The 12933-nt window shown below is 47.9% G+C and carries 13 protein-coding genes; 7 read left to right on the forward strand and 6 right to left on the reverse strand.

Going from position 1 to position 12933, the window contains the following annotated elements:
- The first annotated feature begins 235 nt into the window (after positions 1 to 235).
- Genes HQN79_RS05410 through HQN79_RS05425 form a run of 4 tightly spaced genes read left to right on the forward strand, consistent with a single transcriptional unit; the run spans position 236 to position 5333 of the window.
- Positions 236 to 1282 (forward strand): HlyD family secretion protein, encoded by a 1047-nt coding sequence (locus HQN79_RS05410; protein ID WP_173284816.1) that lies wholly within the window; start codon positions 236 to 238, stop codon positions 1280 to 1282.
- 21 nt (positions 1283 to 1303) lie between these two features.
- A complete protein-coding gene (locus tag HQN79_RS05415) occupies positions 1304 to 3085 on the forward strand; it encodes an ATP-binding cassette domain-containing protein (RefSeq protein ID WP_173284818.1) in 1782 nt (593 codons plus the stop codon).
- Positions 3082 to 4212 carry an ABC transporter permease gene (locus HQN79_RS05420; protein WP_202984521.1) on the forward strand — a complete coding sequence of 377 codons (1131 nt, stop codon included), beginning with the start codon at positions 3082 to 3084 and terminating at the stop codon, positions 4210 to 4212. The genes HQN79_RS05415 and HQN79_RS05420 overlap by 4 nt, the downstream gene beginning before the upstream one ends.
- A complete protein-coding gene (locus HQN79_RS05425; RefSeq protein ID WP_173284820.1) occupies positions 4212 to 5333 on the forward strand; it encodes an ABC transporter permease in 1122 nt (373 codons plus the stop codon). The genes HQN79_RS05420 and HQN79_RS05425 overlap by 1 nt, the downstream gene beginning before the upstream one ends.
- Before the next feature lie 97 nt (positions 5334 to 5430).
- Here HQN79_RS05425 and HQN79_RS05430 read toward each other — a convergent pair whose 3' ends face one another.
- The 3 genes from HQN79_RS05430 to HQN79_RS05440 all read right to left on the reverse strand — a co-directional run bounded on the left by HQN79_RS05430 (position 5431) and on the right by HQN79_RS05440 (position 7310).
- Positions 5431 to 5841 (reverse strand): hypothetical protein, encoded by a 411-nt coding sequence (locus tag HQN79_RS05430; protein WP_173284822.1) that lies wholly within the window; start codon positions 5839 to 5841, stop codon positions 5431 to 5433.
- 113 nt (positions 5842 to 5954) lie between these two features.
- A complete protein-coding gene (locus tag HQN79_RS05435) occupies positions 5955 to 6464 on the reverse strand; it encodes a hypothetical protein (RefSeq protein WP_173284824.1) in 510 nt (169 codons plus the stop codon).
- A gap of 462 nt (positions 6465 to 6926) precedes the next feature.
- Positions 6927 to 7310, reverse strand: coding sequence for a DUF4260 domain-containing protein (locus tag HQN79_RS05440; protein ID WP_173284826.1), 384 nt, complete (start codon positions 7308 to 7310; stop codon positions 6927 to 6929).
- Positions 7311 to 7476: 166 nt separating this feature from the next.
- Here HQN79_RS05440 and HQN79_RS05445 point away from each other — a divergent pair, with 166 nt between their 5' ends.
- Both HQN79_RS05445 and HQN79_RS05450 read left to right on the forward strand, forming a co-directional pair.
- Positions 7477 to 8265 (forward strand): hypothetical protein, encoded by a 789-nt coding sequence (locus HQN79_RS05445; protein ID WP_173284828.1) that lies wholly within the window; start codon positions 7477 to 7479, stop codon positions 8263 to 8265.
- 23 nt (positions 8266 to 8288) lie between these two features.
- The gene (locus HQN79_RS05450; protein ID WP_173284830.1) at positions 8289 to 9848 is read left to right on the forward strand and encodes a S8 family serine peptidase; all 1560 of its coding nucleotides are present in this window, start codon (positions 8289 to 8291) and stop codon (positions 9846 to 9848) included.
- Between the two features lie 133 nt (positions 9849 to 9981).
- Here HQN79_RS05450 and HQN79_RS05455 read toward each other — a convergent pair whose 3' ends face one another.
- From HQN79_RS05455 to nth, 3 genes are read right to left on the reverse strand one after another with little or no spacing between them, the layout of a single operon-like run.
- On the reverse strand, positions 9982 to 10488 hold the full coding sequence (locus HQN79_RS05455; protein ID WP_173284832.1) for an RNase H family protein: 507 nt from the start codon (positions 10486 to 10488) through the stop codon (positions 9982 to 9984).
- Positions 10489 to 10498: 10 nt separating this feature from the next.
- On the reverse strand, positions 10499 to 10930 hold the full coding sequence (locus HQN79_RS05460) for a DUF1841 family protein (RefSeq protein ID WP_173284834.1): 432 nt from the start codon (positions 10928 to 10930) through the stop codon (positions 10499 to 10501).
- Between the two features lie 15 nt (positions 10931 to 10945).
- Positions 10946 to 11578 (reverse strand): endonuclease III, encoded by a 633-nt coding sequence (gene nth / locus HQN79_RS05465; protein ID WP_173284836.1) that lies wholly within the window; start codon positions 11576 to 11578, stop codon positions 10946 to 10948.
- A gap of 265 nt (positions 11579 to 11843) precedes the next feature.
- Here nth and HQN79_RS05470 point away from each other — a divergent pair, with 265 nt between their 5' ends.
- Positions 11844 to 12932, forward strand: coding sequence for a sialidase family protein (locus HQN79_RS05470; protein ID WP_238843435.1), 1089 nt, complete (start codon positions 11844 to 11846; stop codon positions 12930 to 12932).
- Position 12933 lies beyond the last annotated feature (1 nt).

Consider the following 12933-nt stretch of genomic DNA (forward strand, 5'->3'; position numbering starts at 1 on the left):
TCTGCGGTCTTTAGTTATTGGAATTGGAATGCGGCTATTTTAGTAGATAATCCGTTTTGATGGCCATTTTGATGACTAAAGGATTTTGTACTTCGTTTCGCATCTTAGTTGGCGCTTGATTATCGGTGGCTTCCGTCCATAAAAAAGAGCGGCTGTTTAGCTTTCCGGGCTTGAGTGGTTTGTGTTAATTTAACGCTAAGTATAATCACCAATACACTTATCATTTGGAGTAAGAATGAAAAAGCGGCTTCTGCTGGGCATTATTCTATTGGCTGTATCGGCATTCTCTGCCTGGTATTACTTTCACGAAACCGGGGTAGAAGAAACTGACCAGATTACGCTCTATGGTAATGTCGATCTGCGTCAGGTGAACCTGGCTTTTCAGGTTTCCGGCCAAATTGAAAAAATGCAGGTTTCCGAAGGCGCGCATGTTAAGCAGAATCAGGAACTGGCCAGTATCGATTCCACGCGTTATCAAGCCAAGTTGGATTATGCCAAGTCCAGCGTCAGTGCCTTGCAGGCGACGCTCGATAAATTAATTGCCGGTAACCGTCCTGAAGAGATCGCCCAGGCTAAAAGCCGCTATCTTGCCGCGAAAACGGAAGCGCAGCAGGCGCAAAGCAGCTATGAGCGTTTGAAATCATTGCTGCCGAAAAAGTTGGCTTCTCAGGATGCGGTCGATAATGCCAAGGCCAAAGCCCAAGCGTTACGCCATCAACAGCTTGCGACTTATGACGCCTGGCAGGTCGCATTAATGGGTGCCCGCGATGAAGACATTGCACAGGTAAAAGCACAGATTGAGCAGGCTCAGGCACAGGTCGCTCTGGCGCAGAAAGACTTGGACGATACCGTATTGCATTCACCGATTAACGGCATTGTCCGTGATCGTGTTCTGGAGCCGGGCGATCTGGCGCAGCCGCAACAGGTGGTGATGACGCTTGCTGTGCAAAGCCCGAAATGGGTAAGGGCCTATGTTTCGGAAACCGAACTGGGGAAAATCAAACAGGGCATGCCGGCTGAGATTATGACCGACAGTTATCCCGGTAAACGTTATTCCGGCTGGGTCGGTTATATCTCTCCGGTGGCTGAATTTACCCCGAAAACGGTGCAAACCGAAGAGTTGAGAACCCAATTGGTTTATCAGGTTCGTATCTACACCTGTGACCTGCAGAGCGAACTGCGTCTGGGGATGCCGGCGACAGTTAACATCGACCTGCAAAGTTCCCCTCTACTGTCTCCAGAGTGTGACGGTACCACGGCACAGAATAACGCCGATTCCTAAACACATGCCGCGAAGCAACCCATGACTACGACCAGATCGCCATCGCCTCTGATAATTGAAAATGTCTCTAAACAGTTTGAGCTGCCTGGGCGGGTCATTGATGCGCTGTCGGAGGTCAGTTTCGAAATTCGGCCCGGACAGGTGACCGGCTTGATCGGTGCCGATGCGGCCGGAAAAACCACGCTGATGCGTTTGATTTCCGGGCTACTGACGCTGGATAAAGGACGCATTACGGTATTGGGGAAAGATGTGGCCAAAGCGCCGTTGGCGATCCAATCCTCGATCGGTTATATGCCTCAGCAGTTCGGGCTTTATCAGGATCTGACAGTCATGGAAAACCTCAGACTGTATGCCGATTTACAGGGATTGCCGGAAGCGCAGCGCCCGGACCGTTTTCAACAGCTTTTGGATATGAGCGGACTGTCATCCTTTGGCAATCGTTTGGCCGGCAAGCTTTCCGGCGGAATGAAACAGAAGCTGGGTCTTGCTTGTACCCTGGTGAAATCGCCCGAGCTGCTTCTGTTGGACGAACCGACCGTTGGTGTCGATCCGGTTTCGCGCCGTGAATTGTGGCAGATCGTCTATCAGGCGGTCGAGGAAAACGGCATGAGTGTGTTGCTTAGCACGGCCTATCTGGATGAAGCGGAACGCTGTCATGATATTAAACTGCTGCATGAAGGACGACTGCTTGCCCAAGGGGCTCCGGAGCATTTTACCCAGCCGCTGAAAAACCGCACCTTTCTGCTCTCTGCCGATAAAACTACCCATAAACGGCAGCTGAAAAAACAGTTGGCCGCTCAGCCTTTCGTGCAGGATGCGCTTATTATGGGAGAAAGCGTTCGAATACTGACCAGAGACACGGTCGGTACGCCAGCGGAACTGTTGCAAAAGCTTCCGGGCATAGAACCGGCAGATCGGCAGAGTTTACAGGTTGAAGCCGTCGAATCCCGTTTTGAAGATGCTTTTGTCGATCTTCTGAGCCAGCAGACGGAATTCGCACCGGTTCTTGAAAAGGAAACGGTTCAACATTTTGCACAGGCATCCGCAGTATCTGATGACCTGCCAGCCATAGAAGTCGATAAGCTGGTTTGCCGCTTTGGGGATTTTGTCGCTGTGGATCATCTCTCATTTCAGGTTCAGCGCGGTGAAATTTTCGGTCTGCTCGGTGCCAACGGTGCCGGAAAAACCACCACTTTCCGTATGCTGTGCGGCCTGTTGCCCGCGACTGATGGTCATTTGCAGGTCGCCGGACATAATCTGCGTCATGCGCGAGCCCAAGCACGCGCCAAACTGGGCTACATGTCGCAGAAGTTTTCTCTGTATGGTGTGATGTCGGTGGCGCAGAACCTTGATTTTTACAGCAAAATTTACGGGTTAAAAGGCACCAAACGCCGGGAACGCGTGGACTGGGCGATAGAGACTTTTGAACTGCAAGAGCTTCTCAAGCAGCCGAGCCGGGATCTGCCGCTCGGTTTCAAGCAGCGTCTGGCGATGGCCTGTGCGTTAATGCATGAGCCGGATATTTTGTTTCTGGATGAACCGACCTCCGGCGTCGATCCCATGGGAAGACGGGATTTCTGGAATAAAATCAACGCGCTGGCCGAAAAAGGGGTGACCATTATGGTGACCACGCACTTTATGGAAGAGGCCGAGTACTGTGACCGTATGGCGATTATGTCCAACGGACGGATAATGGCGCTAGGCACTCCCGCTGATATTAAACAGGAAGCCGGGCGAAGCGATATGGAAGAGGCCTTTATCCATATTATCGAGGCCGATAAAAGTGCGGAGGCGGGGGAATGAGTCAATCTTCGCTCAAATGGATGCGAATACGTGGTTTGATCCGCAAAGAATTTCTACAGATCATTCGCGATCCGAGCAGTATCAGCATTGCGTTTATCTTGCCGGTTATTCTGTTACTGATTTTCGGCTATGGGGTCAGTCTGGACGCCAAGCATATAAAAATCGGGATCGTCCAGCAACAACCGTCCTTGGAGTCTCAGGATTTCATCAGTCATTTTCACCAGAGTGATTACTTTAGCCCGCAAACCTTTCAGAATTTGGTTCAGGGCAAGCAAGCCATGCAAAACGGCAAAATCAAGGCTCTGCTGATTTTGAAAAGCAATTTTGCCGCTGACTTTCACCGCTCGGGGGCGGCGCCGATACAACTTCTGGTCAATGGGGTGGATTCCAATACCGCCAACTTGATTAATGGCTATGTACAGGGTAACTGGCAGACCTGGCTCAACGCTTATGGTACAGCGCAGGGCGTTAAGGTGAATCAGCCGGTCGAAGCGCTCACCCGCATCTGGTTCAACGCTCAGGTTAACAGCCGTTATTTTCTGGTGCCGGGTCTGATCGCCATTATTATGACTCTGATCGGGGCTTTGCTGACCTCTCTGGTGGTCGCGCGTGAGTGGGAGAGGGGAACCATGGAAGCGCTCCTGATCACGCCGATTTCTATCCATGAACTGCTGTTAAGCAAAGTGATTCCCTATTTTATTCTCGGCATGGGCGGCATGCTGCTCAGTCTGGTGATGGCACTGTATCTGTTTGAAGTGCCGTTGCGCGGCTCCTTATGGATACTTCTGCTCAGTTCGGCGCTTTTTCTTTGGGTAGCGCTGTCGATGGGCATCTTGATTTCCACCGTCGGTAAAACGCAGTTTGTCGCCGGACAGATCGCGATTATCGTTACTTTTTTGCCGGCGTTTCTGCTATCTGGTTTCATTTTTGATATCGGCAGTACGCCACTGTTTATTCAGGCCGTAACGCATATCGTTCCGGCGCGTTATTTTGTTGCGTTGCTGCAAACCGAATTTCTGGCCGGGGATATACTTTGGGTGCTGCTACCGAACCTGCTGGCATTGTTCGTCATGGGCATCATTCTTACCCTGATTGTTCTGAAAAAATCGCATAAGAGGCTGGATTAATGGCTTGGTTATCCTGGGCGCGTATCTGGGCGCTGACAATTAAAGAGTTTCGTGTATTGCTGCAGGATAAGCGCGCCCGTTTTGTAGTCATCGGGCCGCCAATGATTCAGCTGTTTGTTTTCGGTTATGCTGCCACCTTTGATCTTAAACAGGCGCCGGTGGCAATCTTCAATCAGGATCAGGGAATTATTTCGCAGGAGATTATCGGCCATCTGGCCGGTTCCGACACCTTTGAAATCGTCGCGCAGTTGCACCATCAAAGAGAGGTTGCGCCTTTGATTGATAATAGAGAGGCGTTGATAGTATTGAATTTTCCCAGCGATTTTTCATCCCGCTTGCAAGAGACCGGCACAACCCAGCTGCAAGTCATTGTCGATGGGCGCAACTCCAATACCGCCTTGCTGGCGCAAAACGATGTCATGCAGGTCATTAAGACCTTTAACGAGCAATGGGCACAAGCCCACCAGTTGAATCAGGCGCCGGTCAGCTTGGTTCAACGTAACTGGTTTAATGAAAACCTGAAAAGTAACTGGTTTTTTGTTCCCGGAATCGTCGCTTTGATTGTACTGGTCGTTTCGCTGCTCGTCACCGCTTTGTCGGTTGCACGCGAGCGCGAAGAGGGGACTTTTGATCAACTTCTGGTCACACCGGCCGTGCCGTTGGAAATTCTGATTGGTAAATCTCTGCCGGGGCTGATGATCGGCCTGCTGGAAAGTAATATTATTATTCTGATTGCGGTGTTCTGGTTTGGCGTGCCTTTTCGCGGTGAATATTTCCTGCTGCAATTCGCGTTGATCTTTTTTCTACTGTCGGCGATCGGTGTAGGGCTGATGATTTCGGCGCTCTCCACTACGCAGCAGCAAGCGCTATTGGGAGCCTTTATGTTTATGGTGCCGGCGGTGATTCTGTCCGGCTTTGCGACGCCGATCGACAATATGCCCGATGTCATCCAGTGGCTGACCTATGTCGATCCACTGCGTTATTTTCTGGTTGTGGTGCGCGGTGTCTTCCTGCAGGATTTGAGCCTGGAAACTCTCTGGCCGCAAATCTGGCCGATGATGCTGATTGCGCTGTTTACGCTCTCCTCTGCGGCATGGTTATTCAGGCACCGGAGTGCTTAGCAGAGTAGGGGGGCAATTGTCAGTGGTGGATGCATCCAATTATTAAAGAGAGGCATAACACCTCCTCGACTGCTGGAGGTCACATTGCAGGTGCTTGTTATAACCTTTCCAGCACAATATCTGACTCAATGTCATTATGATCACTGAATTTTAATAATAAATTCACCCCCTCGAATACGAATTCGATTGAAGAGAATTCTTCGAAGGAGCCTTTGCAAGCAATTGACAAAACTTTCTTTCCTAGAAGATTTAACTCATTTGCAAGATCTACATGCTCTAAATCCTCTAAATCGTAGAAGTTGTCTTCCTCGTCCCATTCTTCCCAAAAGCCAAGTGCGGCATCAAGAAAGAATCGCTGATAGAGTGCGATTTCCTTAAGCTTTAAAACGAGCATCAAAACGTCGCTTCTACTCTGATCCGTATAAAAAGCCGAGAAATATTCAACTGTATTATTAGCTAAAACTTCGCAATCAAAGCTATGGTCGTTTGTAATTCTCTTGCCTGTCACGATCTACCTAGAACGTTATAACGCCTTGCTAAGCTGTGAGTATACGTGTGCCATATTTGAGCGCCGCGAGTTCGGCACACGTATACGAATCCGACTTAAGCAATTTGTTATGATTATTCGAAAACAGTTTCTCTTTTAGATACTAAACATATGCTATTTTCAGTACCTTGAGGGGTAAGGTAATAGTTTGCACCACCAGCATTTTCGAGAACTATAGTTTTATCAGCCAAAGTTCCAACATAATCCATTTCTTTATATGTTGTCTCCCTCACCATCATGCAAGATTTTGGTAAAGCAAACGTTTCCATGTAATAAGTATCACATTTTCCTTCTGAGTTTATTGCACCGACGATAGAAACATGAGAATTACCATCAGTGTAATTTTTTGAAGTCATTGATGTATACATTCTGTTGTCAGGAGAAGTGCTACTCCAAGAGGCATGAGTGCCGTGCCCCTTGTCTCCAATTATAAAATTAGAGACAGCTTCTAGTTGCTTCAAACATCGTTTAACACCACTTTTCTTAGCCATATCGACGACTGATGTAGTATTTTCAGCTAAAGCACTACCAGAAAACACAGATAAAACTAGTGCAGTACTAGTAATAATTAAACCTAACTTCATGTTTACTCCTTTTTTAGTTTTTAAGCATAACTATTATTAGACATCCTAATACTTATAAAAAGTGTATTTGAAGCAGTAATAAAACTGCCGTTTTATATCCGTATTTAGGATGTGTTTGCTGTGAAAATTATTTGATTTATAACGGGTTATGGGATTTAGGTGCGATTTTATTTGACCTAAATAGCATTGCCGTAAATCTGTAAACTGCATCCATAATAGTTTTTTAAGTGGATTAAATCCAGTACTTAATGGGTTATTTAGTTAGGCTGAATGCGCATTTAGAATGGTTTCATGAGTCAGTTGATCGGCCAGTTGATTTTGCTTGTTGGCGGTATGGCCGCAAATCTGCCCGATGATGCTGATTGCGCTCTTTCCCCTTGCGTTTGCGTCTTGGTTATTTCGACATAGAACCGTATAGAAGGGCATCAACGCTTTTTACAAAAGGGGGGGGCTGTCTTTTGTTCAAGTATCTCTTTTGGAACCGATTTTCCCCAAATGAGTGTCGGTAAAACCACTGCCATACTTCAAGCCATAACCTAAGGCGCGGTCAAAACCTATGTGTGCAAAACAGATAAGGGCCATGGAAATGGCTAAATCAGCATCGCTTAGCAGTCCTGAGGCTAGCAACAGGGCCGGTCCAATCATCGAGTGGGTCGTGTTGTATAAGATTGCCCCGAATTTGGAATTGAATACATAGCCTAAAAAAGCTAAATCCGGCACCAGAAACAGCCAGGCAAACAGTATCCAGTCTGCGCTGTACTGATGGAAAATCAGCGCCGAGAGCAGCAGAATCGATAAGCCTTCAAGTCGTAAAACGGTTCTTAAATTTCCTGTTACAAAAGACATTGGTTTTTCTTTTGGAAAAGTTGATTTTCTCTTTTTCCTTCAAATGAAAATGCTTAGTTGCAAGCATAAAATTACTTGAAATATATCATTTAATTAAAACATGAGTGGATTTTTGTATAATTTATTTCGGCTATAAAAAATTAATAGGCAAATAAAAGGAATTATTGTGATTAAACGAACAGCCCCATTTCTATTAACTTCAACTTTACTGACCGCCTGTGGTGGTGGTGGCGGTGGCGGCGGTGATTCAACCGACGACAATCAAATCATTTCTGGCGGCACAATCGAGCCGACATTCAATTTGACGGATTATCGTTATATGCCAGAATCAAGTGGTGTGGCATACACTTACACGGTTGACGGATATGTTGATATTAACGGGATTTCTTCTCCGGCATCTATGATGCGATCAGTTGAAGCCTCTGAGCCATTAAATGTTAAAGATACGCCGTGGATGCGAACTGTCCGCACCGACTGGACGATTGACAGCAACGGTCAGACAGCCACACAAAGCGACGAGAAAATTGTCTTTGTGAATAAAACGACCGGCAAGATCGCTTCACTGACAGACCAGTTTTCTTATAAAGCAGGATCGTCAGAACAATACATTCCGGCTGATAGTTTGGATAAGGTTATGACGCACAACCCAATGCCTGCTACAGCGAACTATGGCGACGGTGGAACGCTTTTAATCAACCCAACACTACTTGGGTACACAACAACGGTTACATGGTCACTAATCGACTCTGGTGTTGAATCCGAAGCGATTCTTCAATTCGACACGCAGACAGTTGATGACAACGGACTAACCGTTTTTACAGAACAGCAAAAGCTGACGATCAATGAGAGCGGAACACTGCTTTCAGTCGAAACATCAGGCACTTCTGAGGTGGTCGGAAATGTCTCTTCCGGAACGGCGATGACGGTTGCATGGCAACTATCTGGACAGCAATAACAAGGCGAATAAGGAGAAAGGATATGAAAAAGACTATTTTAGCACTAGCAATCGCGGCAATCGCATCACCCGTTATTGCAGGATCAGACATGCCGACCCCTGTAAAAGCGCAGGCGGCTTCTGCTCCTAAAGCACAAAACTTGGAATCAGATATTTCACTAACCACGCTGAACGTGAAATTCCATGAAGCGCCGACAGAAGAGCAGATTCAAGCGGTGCTTGACGTAGCGGGTGCGACCGTTAAATCGAATCATTCACGATTCAAGATGATTACAATTGAATTCGACGGCAACCCTGACGAAATCAAAACGGCAATCGAAACCCTGCCTTTTGTAAAACAGGTTATGTTCGATAAGGCGATTAAATCGCAAGCTTTGACAACTACAGCCCTACCAGAAGAAGACTTGTTTTCTCAAATGTGGAACTGGCATAACGGCGGCGGATTTATTGAATCGACCGACCGACCAAACGACACCAACCCTTACCTATACGTGAACGGTGTTGACTTGGGGGCGCTTGAAGCACGACGCCTGCTTGAAGATCGCGTAAACAGCATGGAAGACATTATCATCGCTGTATTTGACTCAGGCGTGAATTATAACGATCCCGCGTTAAAAGATATGATGTGGGTTAATGCTGACGAAATTCCTGATAACGGAATTGATGATGACGGTGATTCATACATCGACAACATTTATGGAATCGCACCAAACAAAACAGTATCAGGCGATCCGATCGCAACAACCTCAACACATGGAACGCAAGTGGCTGGCGTTATCTGCGAAAAGATCAATAATGCCTATGCAGGTGCAGGTTTAACCCCACGATGCAAAATCATGGCAATCAATATTGAAGACGATAACGGAATTCAGTGGGAAAACGCGACTATTAGCGGCATTGACTTTGTTTTGAACGAGGGGGTGAAGATCTCTAATTTCAGCAATAGCATGTCTGGTTCTGCGGATGAAACGTTAATGGCCTCTTATGATGCCTTTGTTGCGCTAAAAGACGGCGGGCATCTGGTTGTTGCGGCTTCTGGGAACGATTCCCAAAGCATCGACGACACCCCTTTGTATCCAGCCTCTTATTCTATGGATAACGTCATCACGGTAAACGGTATCACTGGCACAGGGGGTCGCGCCACCTATTCAAATTACGGGGCCATTTCGACGGACATTGCCGCTCCAACAAACGGCATTGTGACGACTTCATTCACCAGTGACGGAAGTGTATTAACCCCTGTGGAAAGCACCTCGTTCAACGGCACCTCTGCGGCCACTCCGGAAGTGGCGGCAGTGGCCGCGGCGCTTTGGTCACTTTCACCTAGCCTAACCTACACCCAAGTACGCGATTATGTCTTAAACAATGCTCAAGTTATTCCGAATTACACGGATGTTCGTGACATTGAGGACGGCGGTTCAGTGCTTGAGAACGTTACGCTATCATCGACAGGTGGAATGCTGGACTTTACCGCGTCGGTTAAAGCTCTGATCGCTGATATTGAGGGGAATTCAACAAAACTTGGTGTACCAGCCAACAAAGTTTTTGAATCCCTGAATTTCGGGTCGGCACATACGCCTTAAACCATCAAAACGAAAACCGGTGCAATGCCGGTTTTTTTAATAAAAAATAATAAGAAAGCTCCATTTTGTAAAAAGATAATGGCACTAATTTCATTTTCGGGGGGAACAATATAAATATAATTTTTATATTCGATTAACTGGAAATTTGGCTTTTTAGAATGTTTTCTCTAGCGAGTTGATCGGCAAGCTGGTTTTGTTTGTTGGCGGTATGGCCTTTGATCCAGTAAAAATCGACGGGGGCGTTTTGTGCTAGAGAGTAGAGTTGTTGCCAGAGTTCGGCATACACGACTGGGTTGCCGTTGGCCGAATGCCAGTTGTTTTCCTGCCATTTCGGGTATTTATCAAACAGGCCTTCAAGTAGAATCTGTGCGTCGGTGAAAAGGGCGATCGGGCTGTCGGGGTGTTGCTGTAGTTGCCACTGTAATGCCTTAATCGCTGCGATCAGTTCCATTTCCAGGCTGGAATGGGAAATCTGTACGCCAGAAAGGCTGTCGATGAGCTGTCCGGTTTTGTTATAGATGGCGAAACCCCAGCCGCCGAGCTGGCATTGCTTGAAGTAGGCTCCGTCGCTATAAAGTTGAAATTCATATTCGGATTGCGGTTCGCGCAAAGCATAGGGGGTGTGCTGCCGGAAATCCAAGAAATGCGCCTTAATATTTAAGCAGCAGGTCTTGCAGGCACTTGAGGTAGGCCATTTCGTCCGGCTCGGACTGCGAGCGTTGCGCCTGCCACATCATTTCGCCGAGACAGTCCATCATAGCGTGTTCGGTCTGCATCACATCACCGATCTTTTCCCCCAGTTGCTGATAGACCGCTTTGATGCCGGCCGGACGATCCATAACCACCTGTTCCTGCAGGCCGAGGTGCATGCCCATGTGCAGAAACGGATTGGTTTCGCCGTCTTCCGGCTTGTACTCGTTGCCGAGTTTTTCGTTTTCCAGCATGGCGTGATATTCCGGGTGCATTTCGATCACGCGCGCGACCATCTGCTCCATCGGGTCCATCGGCAGGCCGTTGCGTGCCTTTTTCCAGCATTCGACATAGAACAGGCGTAATTTGTCTCTTTCGGATGTATATAGCATGAGATTATCCGGTTATTACTCGGTTTTTTCTTTGTATTCGCACAAATCGTAGATACAGCAGGCGCCGCAGCGCGGTTTACGAGCGGTGCAGGTATAACGGCCGTGCAGAATCAGCAGGTGATGTGCCGGGATCAGATACTCTTTCGGTACATTTTTGAGCAGTTTCTTTTCCACTTCAAGCACGGTTTTACCCGGCGCCAGTTTAGTGCGGTTGGAGACGCGAAAGATATGTGTATCGACTGCCATGGTTGGCTGACCGAAAGCGGTATTGAGAACGACATTCGCCGTCTTGCGGCCGACACCCGGCAGAGCTTCAAGATCTTTACGATTGTCCGGAACCACCGAGCCGTGCAGTTCGACCAGCATTTTGCAGGCTTTGATAATGTTTTCCGCTTTGGAGTTAAACAGACCGATGGTTTTGATGTACTCTTTAAGACCGTCTACGCCCAAGGCATAGATCGCTTGCGGCGTATTGGCTACCGGAAACAGCTTGCGGGTGGCGATATTGACGCCTTTGTCGGTTGCCTGGGCGGAAAGAATCACCGCGATCAGCAGTTCAAAAGTACTGGAATACTCCAGCTCGGTTTCCGGTTCCGGAATCGCTTCGCTGAGGCGTTGGAATATTTCTAATCGTTTCTGTTTATTCATAAGACGGTGTTTTCACGGAATTTTATCAATCGTAGCTCGGTGGCAGAATCATAGCGGATTTGTCGGTCGAGTCCAAATTATCTTGATAAATTTCCTGTTTGACATACTTGCTTGTCCGGCCGGAAATTCTTTTGCGATGATTGAACGTCAGGATACGGATGCGCCATAATTCATACATAAGTGAGATAAGAATTTATCGAAGCGTTTGACAACCTATTGCAGCAACCTATCGCAACCTAGGGCGACGACAGCAAGAGAGATACGAATGCAGAAAATGATCGAGTACCCGCAGATAAAACTGAATTTTTCCAAAGCGCCGAAAACCGATGCGCCGGTTTTCTTGGCGGAGGGTATTCGTCCGTTGAGCATCGAGCATAACGGGCCTTTTATCCGCAACTGCGACGGGGATCTGCTCTGTATCCACGGGAAAACCGCTTATCTGTCCGCGAACGACGGCAAAGATTGGCAGACATTTGAGCTATTTTCCGAGCAGATGCTATTCAAAGCGACCGATGCGCACAGCTTGCTCTGTACTCGGGATGGTACGGTTATTCTCTCTTTTCTGAATGCCGAGGAGTACCATTTCAACTGGGTTAAAAAGCGCAATGCGCCGACAAAGAATTCCCGTTTATATCACTATGTTGTGCGCAGTGAAGACGGAGGACGGAGTTGGCAGGAGCCGATACGAATTCAGACCGGTTATGCGGCGGTCAGTTCGACCATTATTCAGCTTGAATCCGGGGCGATCGTGCTTTCGGCGCAGAATCTGGATTATCAGCAGGCGCGCCATTACAGTTTGAGTTTCCGTTCCGACGATGACGGCTTGAGTTGGCATGCGAGCAACAAACTTGATATCGGCGGACGCGGCCATCACGGTGGCTGCTATGAAGGGACGCTGGTTGAATTGCCTGACAGGGTTTGGTATTGCATTAGAACCAATCAGGATTACTTCTGGCACGCCTATTCCTATGATGACGGGCGCAGTTGGACGCAGATTCATCCGGGTATCGAGGCGAGCAGTTCACCGGCGATGTTGAAACGTCTGGCAAGCGGGCGTCTGTTAATGGTCTATAACACGCTTTATCCGCGGGGCAAAACGGAGTTTCCGCGACGTGGCGGGCAGTTTTCGGAGGTGGCCGCTTCGTGGCACCGCGAGGAGTTGGCAGTGTGTTATTCGGAAGATGATGGAGAGAGCTGGAGTGATCCGTTAATTGTGGCGCAATGCAAAGGGGCCTGGCTGGCTTATCCCTATTTGTTTGAAGTCTCGCCGGGCAAAATCTGGCTGACGACCATGCAGTCCGAATTACGTCTTGAGTTTTACGAAGATTGGCTGCTGCAACAGACCGGATCGTAAA

Source organism: Thiomicrorhabdus xiamenensis (assembly GCF_013282625.1).
Taxonomy (GTDB): domain Bacteria; phylum Pseudomonadota; class Gammaproteobacteria; order Thiomicrospirales; family Thiomicrospiraceae; genus Thiomicrorhabdus; species Thiomicrorhabdus xiamenensis.

Excerpts from the sequence above, each read along its gene's own strand:
- HQN79_RS05410 (WP_173284816.1), top strand. The coding sequence starts at position 236 with ATGAAAAAGCGGCTTCTGCTGGGCATTATTCTATTGGCTGTATCGGCA.
- HQN79_RS05415 (WP_173284818.1), top strand. The coding sequence starts at position 1,304 with ATGACTACGACCAGATCGCCATCGCCTCTGATAATTGAAAATGTCTCT.
- HQN79_RS05420 (WP_202984521.1), top strand. The coding sequence starts at position 3,082 with ATGAGTCAATCTTCGCTCAAATGGATGCGAATACGTGGTTTGATCCGC.
- HQN79_RS05425 (WP_173284820.1), top strand. The coding sequence starts at position 4,212 with ATGGCTTGGTTATCCTGGGCGCGTATCTGGGCGCTGACAATTAAAGAG.
- HQN79_RS05435 (WP_173284824.1), bottom strand. The coding sequence starts at position 6,464 with ATGAAGTTAGGTTTAATTATTACTAGTACTGCACTAGTTTTATCTGTG.
- HQN79_RS05440 (WP_173284826.1), bottom strand. The coding sequence starts at position 7,310 with ATGTCTTTTGTAACAGGAAATTTAAGAACCGTTTTACGACTTGAAGGC.
- HQN79_RS05450 (WP_173284830.1), top strand. The coding sequence starts at position 8,289 with ATGAAAAAGACTATTTTAGCACTAGCAATCGCGGCAATCGCATCACCC.
- HQN79_RS05460 (WP_173284834.1), bottom strand. The coding sequence starts at position 10,930 with ATGCTATATACATCCGAAAGAGACAAATTACGCCTGTTCTATGTCGAA.
- nth (WP_173284836.1), bottom strand. The coding sequence starts at position 11,578 with ATGAATAAACAGAAACGATTAGAAATATTCCAACGCCTCAGCGAAGCG.
- HQN79_RS05470 (WP_238843435.1), top strand. The coding sequence starts at position 11,844 with ATGCAGAAAATGATCGAGTACCCGCAGATAAAACTGAATTTTTCCAAA.